This is a genomic window from Stenotrophomonas sp. 86156_Sma (genome assembly GCF_056481625.1).
The window spans coordinates 1562039-1575378 of sequence record NZ_CM151157.1; the positions used below are offsets into that span (position 1 = coordinate 1562039).

The 13340-nt window shown below is 67.3% G+C and carries 11 protein-coding genes; 1 reads left to right on the forward strand and 10 read right to left on the reverse strand.

Annotated features, from left to right (window positions below):
* Window positions 1-158 precede the first annotated feature (158 nt).
* A complete protein-coding gene (locus tag ACZK33_RS07275; protein ID WP_088025384.1) occupies window positions 159-1466 on the reverse strand; it encodes a polyhydroxyalkanoate depolymerase in 1308 nt (435 codons plus the stop codon).
* Between the two features lie 93 nt (window positions 1467-1559).
* Window positions 1560-2150, reverse strand: a complete 591-nt coding sequence (locus ACZK33_RS07280) for a class I SAM-dependent DNA methyltransferase (protein ID WP_032128334.1) — start codon at window positions 2148-2150, stop codon at window positions 1560-1562.
* Window positions 2151-2299: 149 nt separating this feature from the next.
* Between ACZK33_RS07280 and ACZK33_RS07285 the strand changes: the two genes are divergently transcribed.
* Window positions 2300-2755 (forward strand): CopD family protein, encoded by a 456-nt coding sequence (locus tag ACZK33_RS07285; RefSeq protein WP_423174749.1) that lies wholly within the window; start codon window positions 2300-2302, stop codon window positions 2753-2755.
* 140 nt (window positions 2756-2895) lie between these two features.
* Here the strand turns inward: ACZK33_RS07285 and ACZK33_RS07290 are convergent, their stop codons facing one another.
* From ACZK33_RS07290 to lpxD, 8 genes are all read right to left on the reverse strand, one after another.
* Window positions 2896-3855, reverse strand: coding sequence for an acetyl-CoA carboxylase carboxyltransferase subunit alpha (locus ACZK33_RS07290; RefSeq protein WP_032128332.1), 960 nt, complete (start codon window positions 3853-3855; stop codon window positions 2896-2898).
* Between the two features lie 113 nt (window positions 3856-3968).
* Window positions 3969-4838, reverse strand: coding sequence for a hypothetical protein (locus tag ACZK33_RS07295; RefSeq protein WP_423174750.1), 870 nt, complete (start codon window positions 4836-4838; stop codon window positions 3969-3971).
* 65 nt (window positions 4839-4903) lie between these two features.
* Complete coding sequence (gene dnaE / locus ACZK33_RS07300) at window positions 4904-8494, reverse strand: DNA polymerase III subunit alpha (RefSeq protein WP_125893833.1); 3591 nt, start codon at window positions 8492-8494, stop codon at window positions 4904-4906.
* Window positions 8495-8712: 218 nt separating this feature from the next.
* Window positions 8713-9381: a ribonuclease HII gene (locus ACZK33_RS07305; protein ID WP_049461544.1), complete on the reverse strand. Its 669-nt coding sequence runs from the start codon at window positions 9379-9381 to the stop codon at window positions 8713-8715.
* A complete protein-coding gene (gene lpxB / locus ACZK33_RS07310; RefSeq protein WP_279912341.1) occupies window positions 9378-10580 on the reverse strand; it encodes a lipid-A-disaccharide synthase in 1203 nt (400 codons plus the stop codon). Before lpxB ends, ACZK33_RS07305 begins: the two co-directional genes overlap by 4 nt.
* A 53-nt stretch (window positions 10581-10633) precedes the next feature.
* Window positions 10634-11425 carry an acyl-ACP--UDP-N-acetylglucosamine O-acyltransferase gene (gene lpxA, locus ACZK33_RS07315; protein WP_032128327.1) on the reverse strand — a complete coding sequence of 264 codons (792 nt, stop codon included), beginning with the start codon at window positions 11423-11425 and terminating at the stop codon, window positions 10634-10636.
* 16 nt (window positions 11426-11441) lie between these two features.
* Window positions 11442-11900: a 3-hydroxyacyl-ACP dehydratase FabZ gene (gene fabZ / locus ACZK33_RS07320; protein ID WP_032128326.1), complete on the reverse strand. Its 459-nt coding sequence runs from the start codon at window positions 11898-11900 to the stop codon at window positions 11442-11444.
* Complete coding sequence (gene lpxD, locus ACZK33_RS07325; RefSeq protein WP_423174751.1) at window positions 11897-12919, reverse strand: UDP-3-O-(3-hydroxymyristoyl)glucosamine N-acyltransferase; 1023 nt, start codon at window positions 12917-12919, stop codon at window positions 11897-11899. The genes fabZ and lpxD overlap by 4 nt, the downstream gene beginning before the upstream one ends.
* Window positions 12920-13340 lie beyond the last annotated feature (421 nt).

Below are 13340 nucleotides of genomic sequence, written 5' to 3' on the forward strand. Positions count from 1 at the left end.
CGATCCATCAGTGCAGGGGCGCTTGGCGGAATTCGCTTTGGTAGGTGCCAACCTTGGTTGGCACAATCTTTCAGATACCGGGATTCAGGGTAGAGCGCCAACCAAGGTTGGCATCTACCAGGGCATACCGACCAAGGTCGGCACCCACCCTGGGCGAGTTACCCCGCCTTTCGCCGCAACGGGGTGACGTTGCTCTTCTTCTTCGTGACCTTCGCCGCCGGTGCTTCGGCATGCGCGGCGAAGAAGTCGCGCACCTTCGGGTACACGACTTCGCGCCAGCGACGGCCGCTGAAGATGCCGTAGTGGCCGGCACCTTCGACAATGAAATGCTCACGGCGGTCAGCGTCGATGCCGGTGCACAGCGCCTGCGCCGCTTCGGTCTGGCCGAGGCCGGCGATGTCGTCCAGCTCGCCTTCGATGCTCAGCAGCGCGGTGTCGCGGATCGCCGACGGATCGACCTTCTCGCCGTTGACCACCCACTCGCCACGCGGCAGCAGGAAGTCCTGGAACACCACGCGGATGGTATCGAGGTAGTACTTGGCCGGCATGTCCAGCACCGCGTTGTACTCGTCGTAGAAACGACGGTGCGCGTCGGCGTCTTCCAGGTCGCCCTTGACCAGGTCGGTGTAGAAGTCCCAGTGCGAGCTGAAGTGGCGGCTCGGGTTCATCGACAGGAAACCGGCGTGCTGCAGGAAGCCCGGGTACACGCGACGGCCGGCGCCAGGATAGCTGGCCGGCACGGTGTGGATGACGTTGTTCTCGAACCACGACAGCGGGTTCTGCGTGGCCAGATTGTTCACTGCGGTCGGGCTGCAGCGCGCGTCGATCGGGCCACCCATCATCACCAGCGTGCGCGGCGTCGGTTCGCCACGGCTGGCCATCAGCGAAACTGCCGCCAGCACCGGCACGGTCGGCTGGCACACGCTGACCACGTGCAGGCGCTCCACGCCGAGGTGGCGGATGAACTCCTGGATGTAGGCAATGTAGTCGTCCAGGCCGAACTCGCCTTCGCTGGACGGCACCATGCGCGCATCGACCCAGTCGGTGACGTACACGCGGTGGTCGCGCAGCAGGGTGCGCACGGTATCGCGCAGCAGCGTGGCATGGTGGCCGGACAGCGGCGCCACCACCAGCACGAACGGCTGGTTGAGCATGGTGTGCAGCTGGTCGGCTTCATTGCTGTGGCGCTTGAAGCGCAGCAGCTTGCAGAACGGCTTGCTCACTTCCTCGTGCACGACGATCGGCACGCGCTCGCCATCGACGTCGATTTCGTTGATGCCCCACTCGGGCTTCTCGTAATCCTTGCCGATGCGGTGGAAGAGTTCATTGACCGCCGCCAGGCGATCGGCACCCGGCATCTGCGACCACCAGTGGCCCTGGTTGGCGAAGAACCTGGCGTTGGCCTGGGCCTGGTGCACCCAGGGGGCGAGCAGGTTGCGGGTCAGTTCGTGCAGTTGATAGAGCATGACGACCGAATATGTATGGTCATATGTTGCCGCGCAGCATATCCCATCCGGGTGTCCCGCAGGTTAAGTTGGCTGAAAATAATGAATCCGGATTCACATCCGTTCCAGCGCGGCCGCATCGCCTGCCAGGGCGGGGCCGAGCCAGCAATGCGACCCTACCGGCTGCAGACCGTGCCGGGCCAGCGTCCGCCGGTACCAGCGCGCCGGGCGGGCCTGGAAACCCTCGTGGTCGCCCTCGAACGCGTCCTCGGCGGCGAAGGTCTCCAGGAAGGCCACGCCGCCGGTCAGCTCCGCCACGCCGGCCAGTCCGGCACGCAGCTCACGGTCGGGCACGTAGTGCATCACGTCCGAGCAGATCAGCAGGTCGACCGGGGCGCAGGGCCGCAGCCAGGCGAAATCGCCGAAGCGGGCCAGGTGCAGGTTGCGGGTCCTCCCGTAGCGGCGCACAGCGTACTCGCTGCTGTCGAAGCCGAGGTATTCGACCTTCGGACGCAGCTTCAGCAGCGGCGCGCGCCAGGCGCCTTCGCCGCAGCCGATATCCAGCACGCTGCGGATCGGCCGCTCCAGGTAGTACTCGGCGCTGGCCACGGCCAACGCGACCTTGCGCGCCAGGCGAGCGCTGCCGCCGATGTCGGCACGGCGGTACCAGCGTTGGAAGTAGGCGGCGTCGTAGGTCTTGTCCATGGGGCGGTGCGCGGTCGGGGAAAACGGCGCCTATCGTACGGTGTTGCGACGCGCCATGCGTCGATGTGTCGCGGCGCTGGGGCGTGGGGTGGCCCGGCCACGGCATGCGAGAATGGCCGCCAACCTACGCCAGCCGCCGGAGCGAGCGCATGCAGAGCTACTACTGGGTCAAGACCTTCCACATCGTGTTCGTGGTGGCGTGGATGGCGACGGTGTTCTACCTGCCGCGCATCCTGGTGAACCTGGCCGAGACCGCAGGCGAGCCGGCGGTGACCGAGCGCCTGCAGCTGATGGGCCTGCGCCTGTACCGTTTCGGCCACTCGATGTTCGGCCTGGCGTTCCTGCTGGGCCTGGTGCTGTGGCTGGGCTACAAGGTCATTCCGGATTTCCCGACGATGGTTGCCTCGGGCGGCGCCGGTTGGCTGCATGCCAAGCTGGGGCTGGTGGTGCTGCTGCTGGTGTACTTCAGCTGGATCGGGCGCCTGCTCAAGGGCGTGGCCAAGGGCAGGGCGCTGCCGTCGTCGCGCGCGCTGCGCTGGATCAACGAGATCCCGCTGCTGGCCTTCATCCCGATCGTGTGGCTGGTGCTGGCCAAGCCGTTCTGACGCGGGGTCATCTGCACCCGGTAGATCCACGTCATGCGTGGATGCCGCCAGGGCGCAAACGAAAGAGCCGGGCGAATGCCCGGCTCTTTCGTTTCTGCAATCACCTGCGTGTTGCCGGCCAGCGGCCGGCACTACCGGGCTTAGGCCGCTTCGTACGTGCCGTAGCTGCGCAGGCGGGCGTAGCGCTGTTCCAGCAGCTGCTCGGTGGACAGCTTGTCCAGCGCGTCCAGCTCGTTCAGCAGCACCGCCTTCAGGCGCTTGGCCATCTGCGTCGGGTTGCGGTGGGCGCCGCCGGTCGGCTCGCGCACGACCTTGTCGACCAGGCCCAGGCTCTTCAGGCGCGGGGCGGTCAGGCCCAGCTGTTCGGCGGCATCCTTGGCCTTGCCGGCATCCTTCCACAGGATCGAGGCGCAGCCTTCCGGGGTGATGGTCGAGTACACCGAGTACTCCAGCATCACGGTGCGGTCGCCCACGCCCAGCGCCAGCGCGCCGCCGGAGCCACCTTCACCGATCACGGTGCAGATGATCGGCACCTTCAGTTCGGCCATCTCGATCAGGTTGCGTGCGATCGCTTCGGACTGGCCACGCGATTCGGCATCGATGCCCGGCCAGGCGCCGGCGGTGTCGATCAGGGTCAGCACCGGCAGGCCGAAGCGCTCGGCCATCTTCATCAGGCGCAGGGCCTTGCGGTAGCCCTCCGGCTTGGGCATGCCGAAGTTGCGCTTGATCTTTTCCTTGGTGTCACGGCCCTTCTGGTGGCCGATCACCATCACCGCACGGCCATTGATGCGTGCCAGGCCACCCATGATGGCCTTGTCGTCGGCGAAGGCACGGTCGCCGGCCAGCTCCTGGAACTCATCGAACATGACGCGGAGGTAGTCTGCGGTGTACGGGCGCGACGGATGACGGGCCAGCTGCAGCACCTGCCACGAGGTCAGGTTGCGGAAGATCTGCGCGGTGCGCATGCGCAGCTTGTCCTGCAGCGCGTGCACTTCCGCCTCGACATTGACCGCCGGCCCGGCACTGGCGTTGCGCAGTTCCTGGATCTTGGCTTCCAGGTCGGCGATGGGTTGCTCGAAGTCGAGGTAGTTCGGATTCATCGGAAGCCGTCGTGTAAAGAAGAGGGGAATTCTAGCCGAATGCGTGCAAACCACCCGTACGCCTTCGTCTGGAAGGCGACGGTAGCGCAGCCGGGCAGGGCGCGCCAGTCAGCTCAGGGCACCACCAGGGCGCTGCGGCCCATCAGCTGGCTGCGCTGGGAAACGAAGTCGTTGTAGGCCTCGTTGGCCTCCCGGCCCAGCCCGCTGCCCAGGGTGGCAGTGGCCGAGGTGAAGGCCATCTGCGCGGCGAAGTCCTGCTTGCGCAGGGCCTTCTGTTCATCGGCGGTGGTGGCCTTCAGCCAGCGCGCATAGACCTCACGCAGCGGCGCGGCATGCGCCTCGAAGGCCGGCACCAGCGCCGGCAGGCTGGCCGGGGCCGGTTCCAGGCTGAACGCCGGGGCCACGTAGCCGGCCGGCTGCTCGCGCTTGAACGCACCGGGCTCGCCCATGCCTTCTTCCACGTAAGCGATGAAGTCCGGCGCGGTGAACACCTTGGCCACGATCTGGCCACCGCTGGTGTCGACGTGGGCCACCACCTTTTCCTTCGGGAAGGGCTCGCGCACGCCGTAGGTCCAGGTCTTGTCGATGAACAGTTCGTGGCTCTTTTCGAACGGGCCTTCGAAGTCGACGCCGCCCAGCTCGATGCCGGCCTTGCCGGTGCCGAAGTTCTTCAGCTTGCTCTCGTCGGTGACATAGATCTCGCGGGCGACCACGTACTCGCTCAGGGTCGGGTTGATCAGCCCGCCACGACCGTCGACGTAGACGATGAAGCGCACATCACCGAGCTTGTCGGTATGCAGGCGATGCTCGCCGACAGCGAGCGAGACCGGGCGCGAGCCCTGTGCGGCCACCGGCAGGTCCTTGCCATCGATGCTCAGGGCCAGCGGCGCGTCGGTCGGGTTGTCGATCTGGAACTCGACCTTCGAGGGCGAGCAGGCGGCCAGGGCCAGAGCGGCGGCGAACGGGAACAGCAGGGTCTTCATCGGCAATCGTCCTTGATACATGGAACGGGAAAGCAGGGATTTCAGCAAAAACCAGGGAGCCAGCTTCAGCTGGCCCACGGCGGGCTGTAGCGCACCTTCAGGGTGCGCACGGCCGGGTCGGCGCGCAGCGCCTCCATCAGCTTGGAATCGATGCGTACCGCGCTCTGCCCGGACACATCGAGCATGCCGGCGACACCGCCCTGCGGACCCTTCAGCAGCAGATCCAGGCGCAGCGGCGTGCGGCCGGGGCGATGGCGGTCGAGCAGGGCGTCGATGCGCTCCCAGACCGGGCGCTGCTGGCGCAGGTCCAGGCGCAGCGAGAGCCGGGTGGCGTAGTTGGCGCAGACTTCGTCGAAGTCCCAGCACTGGCGGATGCGCAGCGCGAAGCCACCGTTGAATTCGTCCTCGCGCAGGCCACCCTTGACCACCAGGATGCGGTCCTTGGTCATCAGGTGGCCGAACTCGGCCATCGCGTCGGAGAACGCGCTGCACTCGACGCGGCCACGGCCGTCCTCGAGCTGGATGAAGATCTGGCTCTCACCCTTGCGGCGCACGCCGACCACCTGGCCGGCCAGCACGGTCTGTACTTCCGGGCGCCAGCGCTTCTCGCCGCCGCCGCCGCCACCACTGTTGGCGCTCCAGATCTTCTCCACCGAACCCAGGTCGTTGCCGACCAGGTCGCGCACATCGTCGCGCCAGGGATCGAACGGGTGGCCGCTGAGGTAGAAGCCCAGCGTGTCGCGCTCGCCATTGAGGCGCTGCAGCAGCGGCCATTCCTCGGCTTCGGGCAGGTCCAGCTGGATCGTGGTCGCGCTCGGGTCAGGGCCGCCGAACAGCGAGTTCTGCCCGGACGCACGTTCGCGCGCCATCTGGTCGGTGGCCTTGATCACTTCCGGCAGCTGCAGCATCAGCGAGGCGCGGTTATGCCCGAGCTCATCCAGTGCGCCGCAGTTGATCATCGCTTCCAGCGTGCGCCGGTTGAGCTTGGCCGATCCGACGCGGGTGCAGAAGTCGAGCAGGTCCTTGTAGTCGCCACCCTTCAGGCGCTCGTCCACCACCGCTTCGCAGGCACCCTGGCCGACGCCCTTGATCGCGCCCAGACCGTACTGGATGGTGTCCGGGGTGACGGCTTCGAACATGAAGGCCGAGTGGTTCACCTTCGGCGGCAGCACGGTCAGGCCGAGGTTGCGCACCTCGTCGAGGAAGCCGACCACCTTCTCGGTGTTGTCCAGGTCCGAGGACAGCGTGGCCGCCATGAACTCGGCCGGGTAATGGCGCTTCAGCCATGCGGTCTGGTAGCTGACCAGCGCGTAGGCAGCGGCGTGCGACTTGTTGAAGCCGTAGCCGGCGAATTTCTCCATCAGGTCGAAGATCGCGTCGGCCTTGGCCTCGTCCACGCCGTCCTTGGCCGCGCCTTCGCGGAAGATCTCGCGGTGCTTGGCCATTTCGGCCGGCACCTTCTTGCCCATCGCGCGGCGCAGCAGGTCGGCGCCGCCCAGCGAGTAGCCGCCGACGATCTGCGCCATCTGCATCACCTGCTCCTGGTACACCATGATGCCGTAGGTGTCCTTCAGGATCGCTTCGGTGCGCGGATCGGGATAGATGATTTCTTCCTGGCCGTGCTTACGCGCGTTGAAGGAGGGAATCAGGTCCATCGGGCCGGGACGGTACAGCGACACCAGCGCGATCAGGTCTTCGAAACGGTCGGGGCGCGCGTCCTTCAGCAGGCGGCGCATGCCCGAGGATTCGAACTGGAACACCGCGCCGGTGTTGCCGTTGGCGAAGATGTCCTTGTAGGTGGGCGTGTCGTCCAGCGGGATCGCGGCGATGTCCACCGGCGGGATGCCGGCGCGCTCATGGCGCTTGTTGATCGCCTTCACCGCCCAGTCGATGATGGTCAGCGTGCGCAGGCCCAGGAAGTCGAACTTCACCAGGCCGACTTCTTCCACGTCGTTCTTGTCGAACTGGGTGACCGGGTTCTTGCCGAGGCCGTTCTCGTCGTGTTCGGCGTACAGCGGGCAGAACTCGCTCAGCGGCTCGGGCCCGATCACCACGCCACCGGCATGCTTGCCGGCGTTGCGGGTCAGGTCTTCCAGCTGCAGCGCCAGGTCGATCAGGTCGCGGACATCGTCCTCGGTCTCGTAACGCTGGATCAGTTCGGCCGACGCCATTTCCGAGCTGGGGCCTTCCTTGCCCTTGCCCAGCGCATCCTTCAGGTGGATGCCGAGGATGTTCGGGATCAGCTTGGAGACACCGTCGACCAGGCCATACGGGAAACCGAGCACGCGGCCGGAGTCGCGCACCACCGCCTTGGCGGCCATGGTGCCGTAGGTGATGATCTGGCTGACGCGCTCGCGCCCGTACTTGCGCGCAACGTAGTCGATCACCTCGTCGCGGCGGTCCATGCAGAAGTCGATGTCGAAGTCGGGCATCGACACGCGTTCGGGATTGAGGAAGCGCTCGAACAGCAGGTTGTACGGCAGCGGGTCCAGGTCGGTGATCTTCAGCGCCCACGCCACCAGCGAACCGGCACCCGAACCACGGCCCGGGCCGATCGGAATGCCCTGGTTCTTGCCCCACTGGATGAAGTCGGCCACGATCAGGAAGTAGCCCGGGAAGCCCATCTTGATGATGGTGTTGAGCTCGAACTCCAGGCGCTCGAAATACTCTTCGCGGGTCTTGCCCGGCGCCAGTGGATTCTTCTCCAGGCGCTCTTCCAGGCCATCGCGCGACATCTTCTGGATCCAGGTGTCCAGGGTCTCGTCGTCCGGCACCGGGTAGTTGGGCAGGAAGTAGGTGCCCAGCCGCATCTCGATGTTGCAGCGCTCGGCCAGCGCCAGCGTGTTGTCGATCGCATCGGGGATGTCGGCGAACAGCGCGCACATCTCCTCGGCCGACTTCAGGTACTGCTGGTCGCTGTATTCGCGCGGGCGCTTGGGGTCGTCCAGCACGCGGCCGGTGGAAATGCACACGCGCGCTTCGTGCGCGCTGAAATCCGTCGGCGACAGGAAGCGTACGTCGTTGCTGGCCACCACCGGCAGGCCACGCTGGCCGGCGGCCATCAGCGCGAACTGGTTGAAGGTTTCTTCGCCCTCGCGGCCGGTGCGGGTCAGCTCCAGGTGCAGGCCGTCGCCGAACACGCGTTGCCAGTCGGCCAGCTGCTGCTCGGCCAGTTCATGCTTGCCGTCCAACGCCAGGCGCCCGGCCAGGCTCTGCCGGCCAGCGAGGGCGAACAGGTTGGCGTTGCCGGCCTTCAGCCAGTCCGGGTGGATTGCCACGCCGCCTTCCGGGCGATGGCCTTCCATCCAGGCGCGGGTCAGCAGGCGCGACAGGCTCAGGTAGCCCTCACGGTCGCGGCACAGCAGGGTCATCCGCCACGGGTCCTGGCCTTCCTCGGCGATCAGCACGTCGGCGCCGGCGATCGGCTTGATGCCCACGCCTTCGGCGGCCTTGTAGAACTTGACCAGCGCGAACAGGTTGTTGAGGTCGGTCACCGCCAGCGCGGGCAGGCCGAGCTCGACCGAGCGCGACAGCAGGTTGGCCTGCTTGGCCTTCTTCGGGTCCGCCTGGTCGGGCTTGGCCGGCACGCGGATGGTCGAGTCCGCCAGCGAGAACTCGGTGTGGACGTGGAGATGTACGAAGCGGGAGTTGGACATGCCGGACCAGGTTGGAGCGCGCGGGCCCCGGGTGCTGACGGAAGATCGTCGCCGGGGTCGGGATGCGCTGGAGTGCCCGGTCAGGGTAGCGAGGGCAGGGGGAAGCGACAAGGACTTGACGGTGCGCCGATTGCGCGAATGTCGCCGGGCATGGCCCGGCGCCAGCGGAGGCGTTCACATTGCCGTGAAAGCGCCGGACGATACCCGGCAGCCGTTGTTCAAGCGATGGCTGTGATCGCGGGGGCTGGCGCTGTTTCCAGGCACTCGCGCACCGGGGCGAAGCTGCGCCGGTGCTCCACGCAGGGGCCGTGCTCGCGCAGGGCGGCCAGGTGGGCCGGGGTGCCATAGCCCTTGTGCTGCTCGAAGCCGTACTGCGGGTGGCGGGCATGCACCTCCTGCATGTAGCGGTCGCGCGAGACCTTGGCCAGGATCGAGGCGGCCATGATCGCGCGGTCGATGCCATCGCCGCCGACCAGCGCCTGCGCCGGCAGTACCAGACCCTTGGGCACCACGTTGCCATCGATGCGCGCGAAGCCGGCCACGTGGGCGACCGCTGCGACCACGTCGCGCATGCCCTGCAGGGTGGCCTGGTAGATGTTCAGACGGTCGATGGTGTCCACGTCCACCAGCACCACATGCCAGGCCAGGGCGCGCTCGATGATGCGGTCATGCAGCTGCTCGCGGCGCGCCGCGGTCAGCTGCTTGGAATCGTCCAGGCCGTTGATGCGCGGCCGTGCCGGGTCGAACACCACGGCCGCCACCGCGACCGGCCCGGCCAGCGGGCCACGACCGGCTTCGTCGACGCCGGCGACCAGGCGCTCCGGCTCGACCACCGCCGCGCCATCGAACAGGGTCAGGCTGGCCGCTGCGGCGTGGCGGCGGCTCATGCCTGGGCCTGGTCGCGCATCAGCAGCTCGCCGACGGCGTCGGCGGCACGTGCCGACGCATTGCGGCGCAGGCGCTCATGCAGGCGGGCATAGGTGTCCTGCAGGTCGGTCACCCGCTGCGGGTGGTCGAACCATTGCTGGATGGCCGCAGCCAGCTTGTCCGGCGTGCAGTCATGCTGCATCAGCTCCGGTGCCAGGTCCTGGCCGGCCAGGATGTTGGGCAGGGCAAAGCGGTCGACCTTGATCAGGCCGAATGCCTTGACCAGACGGTAGGTCAGCTCGTTGACACGGTAGCCGACCACCATCGGCCGCTTCACCAGCATCGCCTCCAGGGTCGCGGTACCGGACGCCAGCACCACCACGTCGGCCGCGATCATGGCGTTGCGCGCCTGGCCGTCGAGCACATGCGAGTACGCGACCGGCAGCGCCGAGCGCGACAGCTGCTCTTCGATCAGCCGCTTGCATGCGGCGTTGGCGGCAGGCACCACCACGTGCAGGCCGGGGATGCGCTCGGAGACCTGCCAGGCGGCTTCGAAGAAGGGTTCACCGAGGCGCGAGATTTCGCCCAGGCGGCTGCCTGGCAACACCGCCAGCACCTTGGCCGACGTCGGCAGGCCAAGCGCGGCGCGCGCTTCCTCGCGGTTGCCCTGCAGGGGGATGTCATCGGCCATCGGATGGCCAACGAAACGCGCGTCGATGCCGTGCTTGGCATAGATGGGCGGTTCCATCGGGAACAGGCACAGCACCAGGTCGGCGCTGCTGCCGATCTTCTCGGCGCGCTTCTCGCGCCAGGCCCAGACCGAGGGGCTCACGTAATGCACGGTGCGCACGCCGCGCTGCTTCAGCCAGCGTTCGATGCCCAGGTTGAAGTCGGGCGCGTCGATGCCGATGAACACGTCCGGCTGCCATTCCAGCGCACGCTGGCGGAACGCGGAACGCAGCTTGAGCAGCCGCGGCAGGTGGCGCAGCACTTCGGTCAGGCCCATCACCGCCAGCTCGCTGGCATCGTGCCAGGTCAGGCAGCCGGCGCTGCGCATGGCATCGCCACCGATGCCGGCGAATTCGGCATTTGGAAAGCGTGCCTTCAGTTCGCGCACCAGGCCCGCACCCAGCAGATCACCGGAGGCCTCACCGGCCACCAGCGCGATCCGCAAGGGGCGCTCGCTGAGCACCCGCTGCGCGGGGACGCTGCCGGCCATCGAGGCCAGCGGAATCACGGCGGCGCCGGCCGGCGCCTGGCCGGTCGTGCTGCTCATCGCAGCAAGGGCCTCTCGGCGTGCTCGATGAAGTCCAGCATGGCCTTCACGTCATCGCTGTCGCGCGCCTGTTCGGTCAGCTGCACCTTGGCTTCGGCCAGTGGCAGGCCCGCCACGTACAGCGTGCGGTAGGCACGCTTGATGGCGGAAATGCGCTCGGCGTCGAAGCCGCGGCGCTTCAGCCCTTCGCTGTTGATGCCGCGCGGGCGGCCCAACGAATCGGTGCCGACCATGGTGAACGGCGGAACATCGCCATTGGTCAGCGCGCCCATGCCGAGGAAGGCATGCGCGCCGATCCGGCAGAACTGGTGGGCCCCGGCGAAGCCGCTGATGATCACGTAGTCACCCACGGTCACGTGGCCGGCCAGGGTGGTGTTGTTGGAGAACACGCAGAAGTTGCCGACATGGCAGTCATGCGCCACGTGCGTGTAGGCCAGCATCCAGTTGTCGTCGCCGATGGTGGTGATGCCGCCGCCGCCGCCGGTGCCACGGTTCAGCGTGACGAACTCGCGGAACACATTGCGGTCGCCGATCACCAGCTCGGTGCGCTCCCCTGCATACTTCTTGTCCTGCGGTTCGCCACCGACGGCTGCGTGGCCGATGAAGCGGTTGTCGCGGCCGATCTTCGTCGGGCCGTGGATGCTGCAGTGGGGGCCGATCACCGTGCCGGCACCGATTTCCACATCGGCACCGATCAGGGTGAACGCGCCCACCTGGACGTCATCGGCCAGGCGCGCGGCCGGATCGATGACGGCGGTCGGGTGGATCCGCGGTGCGTTGTCAGTCATTCCTGCCTCCAGTGGATCAGCCCTTGGCGCCGGCGCACATGACTTCGGCCGAGGCAACGACTTCACCGTTGACCTTGGCTTCGCCGTAGTACCAGCCCATGTTGCGGATCAGGCGCTTCATCTGCACATCCAGCATCAGCACGTCGCCGGGAACGACCTGCTTGTTGAAGCGGGCGTTTTCCACCTTGACCATGTAGAACAGCTTGGACTGCGAGTCACGGCCGAGCGTGAGCTGGGTCATCACGCCACCGGCCTGCGCCAGCGCTTCGATGATCAATACGCCGGGCATGATCGGGCGGCCCGGGAAGTGGCCCTGGAAGAACGGCTCGTTGATGCTGACGTTCTTCTGCGCAAGGATGCGCTTGGCGTCGATGTCGAGCTCAAGCACCCGGTCCACCAGCAGGAACGGGTAGCGGTGCGGGAGCAGTTCCTGGATCTGGCAGACGTCGATCGGAAGCTGCAGCGTGTCGTTCATTCTTTCTCCTTGCCAGCAGCCAGGACGCGGCGAGCCAATGCGTCCAGCTGCTTGAAGCGCGCGGCGTTCTTGCGCCACGTGCGGTTGTCGGTCAACGGGGTGCCGGACGAGTACTCGCCCGGCTCATGGATGGAATTGCGGACCACCGACTTGCCGGTGATCACGACCTTGTCGCAGATCTCGAGGTGGCCGACCACGCCAACGTGGCCGCCGAGCAGGCAGTAGCGGCCGATCTTGGCGCTGCCGGCGATGCCGGTGCAGCCGGCGATGGCCGAGTGCGCACCGATCTGCACGTTGTGCGCGATCTGCACCAGGTTGTCCAGGCGCACGTCTTCGCCCAGCACGGTGTCTTCCAGCGCACCGCGGTCGACGCAGGTGTTGGCGCCGATCTCGCAGTCATCGCCGATGCGCACGCCGCCGAGCTGCGGCACCTTGATCCATTTGCCGGCGTCCATGGCCAGGCCGAAGCCATCGGCGCCGAGCACGGCACCGGGATGCACACGAACCCGCTTGCCGAGCTTGACCCGGGTGACCAGGGTGACCCGCGCGATCAGTTCGCAGCCGTTGTCCAGGCTGCAGTCTTCGCCGATCACGCTGCCGGTGCCGATGATGCAGTTTTCGCCGACCACGCTGCGTGCGCCGACGGAGACGAACGGGCCGATATGCGCGCTGGCGGCGACCTGCGCGCTGGGATCGATGACGGCGCTGGGGTGGATGCCCGGCGGGCGCGTCGGCGCGATGTCGAACAGCGCGGCGATCTTGGCGAAGGTGGTGTACGGGTCCTTGGCCACGAGCGCGGCGCCGGGGGCGGCCTCGGCGTCGTCGGCACGCAGGACTACCAGCGAGGCCTGGCTGTCGGCCAGCTGGGCGCGGTAGCGCGGGTTGGCGAGGAAGGTCAGCTGGCCAGGACCGGCATGGGCGAGGGTGGCCACGCCATGGATGGCGGTGGCGGGGTCGCCGTGGACCTGCAGGCCGAACTGCTCGGCGAGTTGCTGGGCGGTGTAGGTGGGAGTATTCACGGCGGGAGTTTAACGTGTGACGGCATTGCGGTCATGCGGGGCGGTCATGCAGCCAACGGCAGGGCCCCTCGCGGCCGGCAGAGCCAGTGTCATGGGCTGGGTCGGACGGGGCGGGGCTGCGCGGGGGCGGCGCAAGTACGTCCATGTAGCCTTGGTCGCCGCATCCATGCGGCTCACACCCCCGCAGTCCCACCCCGTCCGACCTCCGAGGGCGTGGCGCGAGTGCCAGCCACGGAAAAACAGAAAAGATCAAAAGCAGAGCGGGCGCTTCCGGCATCCAGGCCAAACGAAAACGCCGGGCAATGCCCGGCGCTTCGCACCCCGTCTGGTGGAGAGCCCCCCTTTGTTAAGGGGGGCGCGCCAGCGGCGCGGGGGATAGGTGAAATGCGCGGGCAATTCACCGGAGGTGGATCAGTTCTGA